Source organism: Paraburkholderia phymatum (assembly GCF_038900715.1).
GTDB classification, from domain to species: Bacteria; Pseudomonadota; Gammaproteobacteria; order Burkholderiales; family Burkholderiaceae; genus Paraburkholderia; species Paraburkholderia phymatum_A.
The window spans coordinates 299,512-312,376 of sequence record NZ_JAYMRZ010000007.1 but is presented as its reverse complement, the minus strand read 5'-3'; the positions used below and the strand labels follow the sequence as shown (position 1 = coordinate 312,376).

The 12,865-nt window shown below is 62.9% G+C and carries 10 protein-coding genes; 5 read left to right on the top strand and 5 right to left on the bottom strand.

Features of this window, described 5'->3' with window-relative positions; genetic code table 11:
* The first annotated feature begins 9 nt into the window (after positions 1-9).
* Genes VSR68_RS16120 through VSR68_RS16110 form a run of 3 tightly spaced genes read left to right on the top strand, consistent with a single transcriptional unit; the run spans position 10 to position 4,521 of the window.
* Positions 10-1,410 (top strand): FecR domain-containing protein, encoded by a 1,401-nt coding sequence (locus VSR68_RS16120; protein WP_428983519.1) that lies wholly within the window; start codon positions 10-12, stop codon positions 1,408-1,410.
* Positions 1,410-3,860: a CHASE2 domain-containing protein gene (locus VSR68_RS16115; protein ID WP_342940801.1), complete on the top strand. Its 2,451-nt coding sequence runs from the start codon at positions 1,410-1,412 to the stop codon at positions 3,858-3,860. Before VSR68_RS16120 ends, VSR68_RS16115 begins: the two co-directional genes overlap by 1 nt.
* A 49-nt stretch (positions 3,861-3,909) precedes the next feature.
* Positions 3,910-4,521, top strand: coding sequence for a DUF4136 domain-containing protein (locus tag VSR68_RS16110; RefSeq protein ID WP_342940800.1), 612 nt, complete (start codon positions 3,910-3,912; stop codon positions 4,519-4,521).
* Between the two features lie 33 nt (positions 4,522-4,554).
* Here the strand turns inward: VSR68_RS16110 and VSR68_RS16105 are convergent, their stop codons facing one another.
* The 4 genes from VSR68_RS16105 to VSR68_RS16090 all read right to left on the bottom strand — a co-directional run bounded on the left by VSR68_RS16105 (position 4,555) and on the right by VSR68_RS16090 (position 9,557).
* Complete coding sequence (locus tag VSR68_RS16105) at positions 4,555-6,141, bottom strand: Na+/H+ antiporter (protein ID WP_342940799.1); 1,587 nt, start codon at positions 6,139-6,141, stop codon at positions 4,555-4,557.
* 197 nt (positions 6,142-6,338) lie between these two features.
* Positions 6,339-7,220, bottom strand: coding sequence for a pirin family protein (locus tag VSR68_RS16100; protein WP_342940798.1), 882 nt, complete (start codon positions 7,218-7,220; stop codon positions 6,339-6,341).
* A gap of 163 nt (positions 7,221-7,383) precedes the next feature.
* On the bottom strand, positions 7,384-9,270 hold the full coding sequence (locus VSR68_RS16095; RefSeq protein ID WP_342940797.1) for an amidohydrolase: 1,887 nt from the start codon (positions 9,268-9,270) through the stop codon (positions 7,384-7,386).
* Positions 9,267-9,557: a XapX domain-containing protein gene (locus VSR68_RS16090; RefSeq protein ID WP_342940796.1), complete on the bottom strand. Its 291-nt coding sequence runs from the start codon at positions 9,555-9,557 to the stop codon at positions 9,267-9,269. Before VSR68_RS16090 ends, VSR68_RS16095 begins: the two co-directional genes overlap by 4 nt.
* A gap of 504 nt (positions 9,558-10,061) precedes the next feature.
* On the opposite strand from VSR68_RS16090, the gene VSR68_RS16085 reads away from it, so the two are divergent.
* On the top strand, positions 10,062-10,757 hold the full coding sequence (locus VSR68_RS16085) for a hydrolase (protein ID WP_342940795.1): 696 nt from the start codon (positions 10,062-10,064) through the stop codon (positions 10,755-10,757).
* Positions 10,758-11,072: 315 nt separating this feature from the next.
* Here the strand turns inward: VSR68_RS16085 and VSR68_RS16080 are convergent, their stop codons facing one another.
* The gene (locus VSR68_RS16080; protein ID WP_342940794.1) at positions 11,073-11,993 is read right to left on the bottom strand and encodes a LysR family transcriptional regulator; all 921 of its coding nucleotides are present in this window, start codon (positions 11,991-11,993) and stop codon (positions 11,073-11,075) included.
* Positions 11,994-12,193: 200 nt separating this feature from the next.
* On the opposite strand from VSR68_RS16080, the gene VSR68_RS16075 reads away from it, so the two are divergent.
* Entirely contained in the window at positions 12,194-12,847 is a 654-nt protein-coding gene (locus tag VSR68_RS16075; protein ID WP_342940793.1) for a hydrolase, read from the top strand.
* The last annotated feature ends 18 nt before the right edge of the window (positions 12,848-12,865 follow it).

Sequence of the window (12,865 nt, the reverse complement as noted above, 5' to 3'; positions counted from 1 at the left end):
TCGTCGCCGATGCCGCGCATTGCCGTCCGGATGGCGCCATTCGCGTTGCGCGGCATCGTTCCCTGCCTGATGGCGGCGCTGGCGCTGCTGCCCGCGTGCGCCGGCGCGCGGACACCGGCGAAGCGTGCGCCTGCTGCATCCACGGTCTATGTGACGCACGCCGGCGACACGCTGTACGACGTCGCCGATCGCTACCTGCGCGATCCGCGCGACTGGGTCGTGCTTCGTAAGCTCAACCACGTCGCGGACCCGCTTCATCTTCAGCCGGGCGCGAAGCTGATCCTGCCCGTCGCGTTGCTGAAGCAGGAGCCCAGGACCGCGCGCGTCGTCGCGATGAGCGGTCCCGCCGAACACGCGTTTCGTCAGAACGCATTCGTGCCCGTTACCGTCGGCATGACGCTCGTCGAAGGAGACCGCGTGCGCACGGGCCATGACGGCTTCGTCACGCTGGAACTCGACGACGGCTCGCATCTGTCGGTGCCCCAGGGCAGCACGATCGAGATCGGCACGCTGCGGCAGACCGTGCTGACGGGTTCGCAGGATCGCGTGATCGACCTGAGGCAGGGCGAGGTCGACAGCGAGGTCACGCATGCAACGAAGAAGGACGATCGCTTTCAGATCCGCTCGCCATCGGTGGTGGCGGGCGTGCGCGGCACCCGCTTTCGCGTGAGCTATGACGGCGGCGAGCAATCGACGGCTGTCGCCGTGCTCGATGGCGCCGTCGGCGTCGATGCCGCGCGCCTGCCGCCGCGTGCGCCGGGCGTGCCGCTGCAGGCGTCGACGCAACTGATCGGCGCGAAGTTCGGCAGCGTCACGCGCGCGACGGGCGGCGTCGGCGCGCCCGTGGCCCTGCTGCCGGCACCCGCGCTCGCGGAACCCGGCAAGGTGCAGGACGCGAAGGACGTCTCGTTCGATATCGTGCCGTCCGACAAAGCCCGCGCGTATCGCGTGCAGATCGCGCGCGACGCCGACCTGTTCGACCTGATCCGCGACCAGCGCGTGAACGCGCCGCACGCATCGTTCGAAGACTTGCCGGACGGCAACTACTTCGTGCGCATTGCGTCGATCGACGACATCGGCCTCGAAGGCCTGCCGCAGATCTATGCATTCGAGCGCCGCCAGTTCGCACTCGACGCGTCGGCGGGACAACGCGCCGGCAGCCGCGACTTCGAGTTCCGCTGGCTGTCGGCGAGCCGTCCTGGTGTCGAGACGCGGTTCCGCTTCGTGCTGGCCACCACCGACGATCTGCGCGAGCCGATCGTCGATCGCACGGATCTCGCTGCGGGACAGATCGTCGTGTCCGATTTGCCGCCGGGCGTCTACTACTGGACCGTGATCGCCGAGCAGTTCGAAAACGGCCGCTTCTATCAGAAGGGGAGTTCCGTCCGCTCGTTTACACTGGCCCGGTGATGACCACGGGCGGCCCGCGCATGAGCTTCGATCCGCGCATACGTCTTGGGCGGCCAGTCGGGCGCCGCTTCCTGTTCGAATGGCTGTGCATCGGCTGCCTCGGCGTCGTGGTCGTTCTGCTCGGCTCGCTCGGCAGGCTGACGGCGAGCGCCGATCACCTCGTCTATGACCGCTTTCTGCGCTGGCGCGCGCAACCCGTGCTGCCCGATATCGCCGTCATCGAAATCGACAACGCGAGCATCGCGCGGCTCGGGCGCTGGCCCTGGCCGCGCGCCGTGCATGCGCGGCTGCTGGACGAAATCGCGAAAGCGCATCCCGCTGCCGTGGTCTACGACGTGCTCTTCACCGAGCCGGCCGAAGACGATGCGCAACTCGCGCGATCGATCGCCGCGAGTCCGACGTGGCTGCCTGTTCTGCTGACACCCGAAGATGCGAGCGGCGAGCGCGTCGCGGTCAAGCCCGTCGAGCCGCTCGCCCAGGCTGCGGCGGGGCTCGGCCATATCAACCTCGAAGTGGATGGCGACGGCATCGTGCGCAGTGTCGCGCTGTTCGAAGGCGGCGCGCATATGCGCTGGCCGCAGCTGATGGTGCCCGTATGGCGCGCGATCAGGCAGGGTCAGTTGAAGCTCGCGGACGATCGCGGCGCTGCTGCGGCATCGCCGGATCGAACGAGAGTCGACGGCAATGGCGAAGGGCGCTATCTGATTCCGTTCAGCCCGCTCGCGCAGTCGTATCCGACGGTTTCGTTCGCGAGCGTGCTCGATGGCCACGTGCCGCAAGACATGCTGCGCGGAAAGATCGTCGTGATCGGCGTGACGGCATCGGGGCTCTACGACAGGTTCTCGACGCCCGTATCGGGTCGGCTCGGCCCGTTGCCGGGCGTCTATATCCACGCGAACGTGCTCGATATGCTCGTCACCGGACGCGAGATCGAGCCCGCGAGCCAGGGGCTCCTGTGCGCCGCGTCGCTCGTGCCGCTCGGCGTGCTGCTCGCGGGGCTGCTCGTGCTGTCGCCGTTGCGTTCGCTGCTGATGACGCTCGTGCTCTGCGCGGCGATGGTGGCGGGCAGCGCTGCGCTGCTGTACGGATTGCGGCTGTGGATCTCGCCCGTGCCCGCCATCGTCGGACTGATCGCCGTGTATCCGATATGGAACTGGCGTCGGCTCGAAATGACGATGTCGTATCTGCGCAAGGAACTGCAGCGTCTCGCCGACGAGCCCTATCTGCTGCCCGAGGCGCCGCATCGCAGCCGTGAGTTCGGCGGCGACGTGCTCGCACAGCACATGGCGCTGATGGCGCAGGCGGCGCGGCGCGTGCAGGACATGAAGCGCTTCGTGTGGGACAGCCTCGACAGCGTGCCGGAGCCGATCCTCGTGAGCGATGTGCGCGGCATCGTGCTGATCGCGAACCATGCGGCAAAGGCGCACTTCGCCGGGCTCGGCGCGCCGAGGCCCGAGGGGCGGCAGATGCGAGAAGTGCTCGGCAATCTCGTCTTCGTGAAGGCGATCGGTTCGAGCGCGGAGGCCGACAGCTTCGGGCACGCGCACTGGCCCGCGATACTCGACCCTGGCCGGATTGCGTTTGCCGGCATGATGGAGCAGGGCATCGAAGTGCGCGATCGCAACCAGCGCGATCACCTGTTGCGCTACGCGAGATGCACGAACGCACAGGGCGAGGCGATCGGCTGGATTGCGGGCCTCGTCGACGTGACGGCCCTGCATGCCGCCGAGCGATTGCGTGAGGACGCGCTGCGTCTGCTGTCGCATGACATGCGCTCGCCGCAGGCATCGATTCTGGCGCTCGTCGAGATCGAGCGGGCGCGCAAGCTCGAGTCGGACCGCATGCGCGATTTTCTGTGCCGCATCGAACGCTACGCGCAACGCGCGCTCACGCTGGCCGACGATTTCGTGCAGCTCGCGCGCGCCGAATCGCAGGCCTATGTGCTCGAACCCGTGAGCCTCGTCGAGCTGGTGATCGATGCAAGCGACGAGGTGTGGCCTCAGGCGCAAGCGAAGTGCATCCGCCTCGAAGCGTCATACGACGAGCAGGGCGACGGCCACTGGATCAACGCGGACCGCTCGCTGATGACGCGCGCGCTCGTGAACATCTTGAACAACGCTGTGAAATACAGTCCATCCGATACGCGCATCACGTGTACCGTCGCGCAGGAGAGCGGTGCTTCGGGCGCGTCGCCGGCGCGCGTGAGCTGTACGATCCGCGACGAGGGCTATGGCATTTCAACCGAAGATCAGGCGCATCTGTTCGAGCGTTTTCAGCGCTTTCATGAAGCCGAGCGGCCGGAAGTCGCCGGCACGGGACTCGGCATGGCCTTCGTGAAAGCGGTCGTGACGCGGCACGGCGGCGATGTATGCGTCGAGAGCGCGCCGGGCAAAGGGACGACCTTCACGATTTCCCTGCCGGTGCTCGACGAAGCCGACGCGCACGCATGAACGGCGCACGAACATGAACGGTACGCGAACTCTATTCAATCGAAGCGAGATGAAAGTGAAGAAAGTGACGTATAGCGCCGCGGTGGTCATTGCGAGTGTCGTCGGTCTCGCGGGCTGCGCCGATGTGACGACGGATGTGCGCGCAACGGGAGCACCCGTCGTGCTGCAGGGCGAGCGCACTTATTCGTTCGCGCGTGCTCCGTGGCCGCAAGCGCATCCCGCTAACGAGCAGTATGAAGCGCTGGTTCGAAGCGAACTTGCGAACTATGGGCTTGTGGATCGAACGGCGGGTCACGCGAGCTATCTCGTCTCGCTCGCATACGACACGCGGCCTGCCGCCGTCGGCGTCAGCACGGCCGAGTGCGGGAACGCATGCGATGGTGCCGAAGGCGCAGGCTTTTCGCTGTTCGGCCGCGTGTATCGGCATTCGATGACGTTGCGGCTCCTCGAAGCGACAAGCGGCAAGGAAGTCTACAAGGTCACGGCGACGAGCCGCGACCGCGATGCCGACACCGATCATCCGATTCCGTGGCTCGTGAAGAGCGCGCTCGCGCAGTTTCCGTTTGCCGAGTACGGCGCGTGGCGCGTGAAGTTGCGGCCCGGCGATGCAGCCGACAATCAGGTGCCGCGCGTGGTCACGGTGAAGCGCGTCGACCAGTGACCAATGGCGTGGCGGGGCTGGCTGCGCCGCCCGTCACGGTTCCAGCAGCCGATGCAGGCGCAGCTCTTCGAGATCGAGTTCGGCCTCCAGCCTGTGCAGCACGGAATCTTCAATCTTGCCTTCGCGATGCAGACGCAGCAGCGTTTGCCGCGAAGTCGCAACGAGATTGAGTTCGAGGCGCAGATGGCGCGCTCGCAGTTCGACGTGCTCGCTGCCTTCCGAATGCGCTTTTTCGTTGTTGCGCACTCTCACTTCGTATTCGTCGATGAGCCGTTGCACGAGGTTCTTGTCCTCGCCCCCGGCTGACTTGCTGATCTTCTTCAACTCGTTCAACGATGCGCGAAAGGTATGCGAGCGGGCTTCCAGCTCCGACATCGTCGAGCCTCGCATCGGCCGAAGACCGATGAGGCGGATCAGCACGCCGAGACTGCCGCCCTGTATCACGAGCGTCCCGAAGATCACGAGGAAGGTGCTGAACACGATGGCGTCGCGATCCGGAAACTGCTCGGGCAATGCCAGCGCCGCAGCGAGGCTGACGACGCCTCTGACGCCTGCCCAACCCAGCACGGCTATTTCGCCGGGACGCCAGGGGCGTCCTGCATTGCGACGTCCGGCCGCGATGCGCGCGGGCAGCCAGATGCCGATCGCTACCCATACGAGGCGCGACAGGATCACGGCGATGATGGCGGGCAATGCGACGCTTGCGCTCGTCGCCAGCATCGAGCGCGTGTCGCCCATCCGCTCGACGATTCCGTGCAGCGCGAGCCCGATCAGAATGAACACGAGCGCATCGAGCACGAACACGATTACTTCCCACGTCGCCGACGCCTTGATGCGTGTATGCGCATCGAACGCACGATGCTGACGCACGCCGAGCATCAGACCACACGTGACGACGGACAGCACGCCCGAGCCGCCGATCTCTTCCGCGATGCTGTAGCTGGCCCATGCCATCAGGAACGTGAGCACGATTCGAAGCATCGGATCAGGGACGCGCTTGATCAGCCACATCATGATCTGTCCACACGCGATACCGACGGCGATGCCGATGAACGTCAGCATCAGAAACACGCCCGTCGCGCGGCCTGCCGTGAATTGCCCGGTGAACGCGGCGGCAATGGACATCTGATAGAGGAGGAGACCTGTTGCGTCGTTGACGAGACTCTCGCCTTCGAGCACGGTGACGAGCCGCGATGGAAGCGGATTGCGATCGAGGATGGCTTTCGCGGCGACCGCATCCGGCGGCGAGACGATTGCGCCCAGAGCAAAGCAGGCGGGCCACGCCAATGCAGGCGCGAACGCATGCACGGTGACGGCGACCACGACCGTGGTGAACGCAACGGCTCCCAGCACGAGCGACAGGATGCTCAAGACCTCGCGACGGAAGTCCGACCACGCGGTGTAGAACGCGCTCGACATCAGCAGCGGAGGCAACACGGCTGTCAGCACCAGGTTGGGGTCCATGTCGACGGTCGTGTGCCGTCCCATCAGCGCGACGGCGACCCCGCCGAACAGCAGTACTACCGCGGGCGGAATGGCCACGCGTTCGGCAACCCATGTCAGTACGCCAGCACCGCAAACGAGCAGCAATATGTAATGGAATAGCTCGACGTTATTCATGCTGGACTTTTCCGGCAAACATTGGACGTTGTCAGAAACGGAGGCAATGTGTTCGCGCGCATCGTACTGACCGCGCGATGCGATGTTGCCGCCGATGTCTGGAATTGTTGTGTGAAGGATAGCCCGACCCTGATAGCCGACGCTACAGGGCCTGTTCATCCAGTCTGTGTCGCTTTGCGGATTTGCCGATTTGCCGCTCAGCGCGGCTTTCGTTCAGGCAGCGGTGTCCAGTCCGTTTCGCCCGGAACCGAACCGAATGTCTGTTGCGCCCATGCAGCCTTCGCTGCTTCGATCTTCTCGGGCGAACTCGATACGAAGTTCCATTCGATGTAGCGCTCACCTGGAAGATGCGCGCCGCCGAGCAGCATCACGCGCGCACCGTTCGGACTCGTCAGTCTCACGACCGCGCCAGGTTCGAGCACAGCCATCGTCGCGGGCGCGAGCGGTTCGCCGTCGATCGCCAGATCTCCGTCGACCAGATAGACACCGCGCTCTTCATGTTCGGGTTCGAGCACGAGCGTTCCGCCGACCGAAAAATCGGCGGCAACATAGAGCGTCGGCGAGAACGTCGAAACGGGCGACGTATAGCCGAATGCGCTGCCCGCAAGCACGCGCACCGTCACGCGATCGGTGTTGAACTGCGGCAGCGTCGCTGCCGCGTGGTGAGTGAAGTCGGGCTGCGCGTCCTCGTGCTCGAAGGGCAATGCGACCCACGTCTGAATGCCATGCATCGTCTGGCGCTCCGGACGATCTTCATCGGGCGTGCGTTCCGAATGCACGATGCCGCGCCCGGCTGTCATCCAGTTGACATCGCCGGGCACGATTTTTTGTTCGGAGCCGAGACTGTCGCGATGCATCAGCGAGCCTTTGAACAAAAACGTGACGGTCGCGAGCCCGATATGCGGATGCGGGCGCACGTCGACGCCCACGCCGGCCGGCAAGACGGTGGGACCCATGTGATCGAAGAAGATGAAGGGGCCCACGAGACGGGCAGCGCGCGCAGGCAGCACGCGCCGCACGACGAGATTGCCGATATCGCTTTCGCGTGGCGTGAGGATCGTTTTGATTGGAGTGGTCATGGTGCGATGAAGTCAAGCAGTAAAGCAGTAAAGCAAAGCGATGCCCGCATTCAGAACGCGGGCACGAATGTTGAAGCCGTGCATGTTGAAGAGCGTTTGATGCGATGCCGCGCGTCACGCATTCGCACGCGCGGCATCGCGCCCATATCAAACTGCCAGACGCCTAAACGGCCCAGCACGAGCAACCCAACGCGCCCCAGAAGCTCTTGAGGTCGGACGCGGGCACGCTCTTCGCCCATGCTCGCGCATGCGCGTGACCATGCACGCCACAGGCGCTCGCGCAACCGCAGGCCAGCGCGTTCTGGCTGCGCTGCAACGGCGTGCCTTGCGCCGCGCCCCATCCCGCATAGCCACCATATGCGCGCACGGGCGACCAGTCCGGCATCGCAGGCGGAATCGGCGCATCGTGATCCGCAAACGGACCGGCCGCATAGACGATCTTGCCGCCGACCACGGTCAGCACGGCGGTTGTATCGGCGATATCGGACTCGGGGCAACTCAGATAGTCGCGGTCCGGCACGATCAGGTCAGCGAGTTGTCCCGTCTGGATGCGGCCTTTCTTGCCTTCTTCATTCGAGAACCACGTGACGTTCTCGGTCCACATGCGCAGCGCAGTCTCACGATCCAGACAATTGCGTTGCGGATAGATCCGCAGTCCCGCGAGCGTCTTGCCCGTGACGAGCCATGAAAGCGCGACCCACGGGTTGTACGACGCGACACGCGTTGCATCGGTCCCCGCCGATGTCTTCACGCCTTTCTCGAGCATGCGCGCGACGGGTGGCGTCGCCTCGGCCGCTGCCGCGCCATAACGCTCGACGAAGTACTCGCCCTGATACGCCATCCGATGCTGCACGGCAATCCCGCCGCCGAGCGCCGCGATACGGTCGATCGACCGTTCGCTGATCGTCTCCGCGTGATCGAAGAACCAGTTGAGGCCCGCGAGCGGAATATCGCGGTTCACCTTTTCGAAGACATCGAGCGCGCGGCTGATCGTCTCGTCATAAGTCGCATGCATGCGCCAGGGCCAGCGGTTTTCCGCGAGCACGCGCACGACTTCTTCGAGATCGCCTTCCATCTCGGGGCTCATGTCGGGGCGCGGCTGGCGAAAGTCCTCGAAGTCCGCCGCCGAGAACACGAGCATTTCGCCCGCGCCGTTATGCCGGAAGTAATCGTTGCCCTGCTTGTATTTCGACGTGCGTGTCCAGTTCAGAAAGTCATCCTTTTCGCCTTTGGGCTTTTGCGTGAAGAGGTTATAAGCGAGCCGGATCGTCAGCAAGCCTTCGTCCGAGAGCTTCTGGATGACTTCATAGTCCTCGGGGTAATTCTGAAAGCCGCCGCCTGCATCGATCGCGCCCGTCACGCCGAGACGGTTCAGTTCGCGCATGAAGTGGCGCGTCGAGTTGATCTGATAGTCGAGCGGGAGCTTCGGCCCTTTTGCGAGCGTGGCATAGAGAATGCCGGCGTTGGGCTTCGCGAGCAGCAGGCCCGTCGGATTGCCCGCCGAGTCGCGCACGATTTCACCTCCGGGCGGCTCAGGCGTGTCTTTCGTATAGCCGACCACACGCAGTGCAGCCGCATTGAGCATTGCACGGTCGTACAGATGCAGAATGAACACGGGCGTATCGGGCGCAACGGCATTCAGTTCTTCGATCGTGGGAAGCCGCTTCTCCGCGAACTGATGTTCGGTGAAGCCGCCGACCACGCGCACCCATTGCGGCGCGGGCGTAATGGCCACCTGACGTTTGAGCATCTCCATCGCGACAGCAAGCGACGGAACGCCGTCCCAACGCAACTCCATATTGAAGTTGAGGCCGCCGCGAATAATGTGCAGATGATTGTCGATCAGCCCAGGCAAGACGCGGCGGCCCTGCAGGTCGATGACCTTCGTCGCGTTGCCGGCGAGCGGCAGGATCTCGGCGTCGTCGCCCACTGCGCTGAACACGCCTTCGCGTATCGCGACAGCCGTCGCTTCGGGATTGCTTCTGTCGAGCGTGGTAAAGCGGCCGTGATGCAGGATCAGATCAGGTGTATCGCCAGCGTGAGTGCTCATGAGCGTTTCTCCGATGAATTGGCAGCGGCAGTGCGCGACGTGTTGCCCGTCTGGCGGCCGGGCAGCGATCCGAACATATGCTGCGTGCACTTCGAGTCGGTCCACGCCGTGTGGAAGCCGCTGCCGGACAGCATCTGTTTCGCGACCGGGATGATCTGTTCGCCGCCGAGAATGCCGAGCAGGCCGACAAGGGCGACAAGTGGCGGAGCGGGTGAACGCACGTTGATGAGGCTGTAGATCACGCCAACCAGCACGCCAGCAAGCAAGGAGAAAAGATAGAGTTTCATTGGCTCGTATTCCTGTAGTTCACGCGTCGTGCGAGTGCTTCGCCAGCGCTGGGGTGATAGGAAACGGCGACAACGGGTCGCCACTCATGTTGGCGGACGGATGAAGGTGTGCGCGATGTACTGCGCGCAACACGCCGGCAGTGTGGAATGCACGATCGTCATCTGCCGGCACGCAAAAGAGTATCGGGTTTAAAGCACGATGAAAAGAGGGCATCACGTGCATGCACTTTTTGGAAATGAATCTATTCGATTTCTTTAGTGTTCTCTTTCCGTATCGCCTATAGTGCGCAAAAAGCAGAAGAACTTCCTGCGCAATTTCTTTCCTCTGTCATGTTCTTCAGGAACGTGCGAAATAGTTTTTATATCCGGCGCTCCGTGTCATACACTTCGAATCTCGTTGGCTATGTGGAAGACTACGCGGGCTGACGACAGCGATCCTGCCTTGCCTGAATCCTGGGGGCAGGGCGGTCCTTCTCTTCTATCGAAACGCGGATGGATCACACCATGAGTAATCCAAAGCTTGAAGTATTGACGCCCTCCAACTGTCAGATCATTTTCATCGATCAGCAACCGCAGATGGCATTTGGCGTCCAATCGATTGACCGCCAGGTACTGAAGAACAATGTTGTCGCGCTGGCAAAAGCGGCAAAGGTATTCAACATCCCCACCACGATCACGACGGTGGAATCCGAGAGCTTTTCTGGCTACACCTACCCTGAATTGCTGGACGTGTTCCCCGATCATCCGCTGCTCGAACGCACGTCGATGAACTCATGGGACGACCAGAAAGTGCGTGACGCACTGGCGAAGAACGGCCGCAAGAAAGTCGTCGTTTCGGGCCTGTGGACCGAGGTCTGCAACAACACGTTTGCGCTATGCGCGATGGGCGAAGGCGGATATGAGATCTACATGGTTGAAGATGCATCGGGCGGCACGTCGAAGGCCGCACACGACTTTGCGATGCAGCGCATGATCCAGGCGGGCGTGGTGCCCGTGACGTGGCAGCAGGTCTTGCTCGAATGGCAGCGCGACTGGGCGCACAAGGACACCTATGATGCCGTGATGGCGATCGTCAAGGAGCATTCGGGCGCATACGGCATGGGTGTGGATTATGCGTACACGATGGTCCATAAGGCGGCTCAGCGCGTGAAGGACAAACACGAAGTGCTCGCGCCGGTGCCGGCGCCTGTCGCGAAGTAAGCGCGCGAATCACACAACTGTGAAGTAGAGGGAAGTGGCGGGCCGCATTCGCTCGCCACTTTCTGTCTGCATGGCTGCGTGTCAATGAAGCTGCGTATCAACATCAATGCATCAATGCATCAATGCATCAATGCATCAATGCGTTTCAATGAAGCCGATGGGGCGACGCAACGATCGATTCATCACGGCGGCGTCTGATTAAAGCAGTTTCGATGAGGACGGAGGATAAGCCGGATGACTCGGCGGATCGTGTCGACGGATAAGCGCGTGCGAGGAGCGACAACTCGCGTTATCGGCTCCTGCAATCATGAGACGTCATTCTTCCGGGTACGCCCAAGGTGCGCTCGCAAGACATTCGACGAGATAGTCCAGCAGCGTCGTCACTCGCGCGGGCCTGAGAAGGCCGGGCGGTGTAATCAGGTTGAGGTGAACTCTCGCGATCTGCCAGTCGGGCAAGACTTCTTCGAGTTGGCCGCTCGACAGCGCATCCCAGACGACGAACTCCGGCTGCAATGCCAGACCCTGTCCCGCAAGCAGTGCGGGGCTGATGGCCTCCGCGTTGTTGCTGCTGATGCGCCCCTTCACTGGCACGACGTATTCCCCTTCCGACTCATGACGGAAGCGCCATTGGCCAGGCGTCGGCAGGTTCGTATAGATGAGGCACGTGTGATCCGTGAGTTCCTGCGGATGCTTCGGGCGGCCGTGTCGCGCCAGATAGTCGGGGCTTGCGACAAGCGGCCTGCGCACCGCGCACAGCTTGCGCGAGCGCAGCGAAGAGTCGGGCAGTTCGGCGATACGCAGCGCAACGTCGAAGCCTTCGGCGACGACATCGATCACCGTATCGGTGAGCGACAGGTCGATGTTGACGTGCGGATAGCGGTTGAGAAATTCGGGGATCAGCGGCGTCAGATATTTGAGGCCGAACGACATCGGCGCGGTGATGCGCACCGTGCCGTGCGGCGTGAGCGCTTGCGCGGACGCTTCGGCTTCGACGGCTTCGCCTTCGTTCAGGATGCGGGCTGCGCGTTCGAGAGCCATCACGCCTGTCGGTGTCAGTGACAGGCGGCGCGATGTCCGATACAGCAGTGCCGTGCCGAGCCGTTGTTCCAGCCGCGCAATCGCCTTCGATACCGTGGGCTGCGACATGCCGAGCGATTCGGCCGCTTTGGCAAATGAGCCGAGATCGGAAACGCGGGCGAATATCGCCCAGGCTTCAAGATCGGGTAGAGGTTGCATGAAAGAATTGGAATGGAATCTATTCATTCCATTCTATTTATTAGGTTGAGGAGGTCAAATATTATCGCTTCTCCGAAATCGACGTTGCGAAGGCGCTCATTGAAGTCGATGTGAAGTCGATGTGAAGCCGATGGCGCTCGCAGCGCGGGACGGTACTCATCACGCAACGTCACGTTTGTTGATTCAACCTGGAGAACACGATGCCTCAAGCTCAAGCCAAGCCCGGAAAACTGCTGCTTTCGCCGTCCGATCACACGCTGATCATGATCGACCATCAGTCGCAGATGGCCTTCGCGACGAAGTCGATCGATCCCGTGACGCTGCGCAATAACGCGGCGCTCGTGTCCAAGGCCGCGAAGGAGTTCGCGGTCTCGACCATTCTGACCACGGTGGCCTCGAAGACTTTCTCCGGCCCGATCTTCGACGAGATCAAGTCGGTGTTTCCGGAAGCGGACATCATCGACCGCACGTCGATGAACACATGGGAAGACCAGCGCATCGCCGATCGCGTCAACGCAATCGGCAAGCCGCGCATCGTGTTCGCGGGTCTGTGGACCAGCGTGTGCATCGTCGGCCCGGCGCTGTCGGCGCTCGATCAGGGTTTCGAAGTGTATGTGATCGCCGATGCATGCGGCGACGTGACCGACGAAGCGCATGAGCGCGCGATGGAACGCATGGTGCAGGCAGGCGCGCGTCCGATGACCTCGCTGCAATATCTGCTCGAACTGCAACGCGACTGGGCGCGCAGCGAGACGTACAACCAGACGGTGGCGACGTCGATCCAGCACGGCGGCGGCTACGGTCTCGGCCTGATCTACGCGAAGACCATGTTCGGCGGCAGCGAAGGTCACTGATCTCGCGCCGTAGTGGCA

Excerpts from the sequence above, each read along its gene's own strand:
- VSR68_RS16120 (WP_428983519.1), top strand. The coding sequence starts at position 10 with ATGCCGCGCATTGCCGTCCGGATGGCGCCATTCGCGTTGCGCGGCATC.
- VSR68_RS16115 (WP_342940801.1), top strand. The coding sequence starts at position 1,410 with ATGACCACGGGCGGCCCGCGCATGAGCTTCGATCCGCGCATACGTCTT.
- VSR68_RS16110 (WP_342940800.1), top strand. The coding sequence starts at position 3,910 with ATGAAAGTGAAGAAAGTGACGTATAGCGCCGCGGTGGTCATTGCGAGT.
- VSR68_RS16105 (WP_342940799.1), bottom strand. The coding sequence starts at position 6,141 with ATGAATAACGTCGAGCTATTCCATTACATATTGCTGCTCGTTTGCGGT.
- VSR68_RS16100 (WP_342940798.1), bottom strand. The coding sequence starts at position 7,220 with ATGACCACTCCAATCAAAACGATCCTCACGCCACGCGAAAGCGATATC.
- VSR68_RS16095 (WP_342940797.1), bottom strand. The coding sequence starts at position 9,270 with ATGAGCACTCACGCTGGCGATACACCTGATCTGATCCTGCATCACGGC.
- VSR68_RS16090 (WP_342940796.1), bottom strand. The coding sequence starts at position 9,557 with ATGAAACTCTATCTTTTCTCCTTGCTTGCTGGCGTGCTGGTTGGCGTG.
- VSR68_RS16085 (WP_342940795.1), top strand. The coding sequence starts at position 10,062 with ATGAGTAATCCAAAGCTTGAAGTATTGACGCCCTCCAACTGTCAGATC.
- VSR68_RS16080 (WP_342940794.1), bottom strand. The coding sequence starts at position 11,993 with ATGCAACCTCTACCCGATCTTGAAGCCTGGGCGATATTCGCCCGCGTT.
- VSR68_RS16075 (WP_342940793.1), top strand. The coding sequence starts at position 12,194 with ATGCCTCAAGCTCAAGCCAAGCCCGGAAAACTGCTGCTTTCGCCGTCC.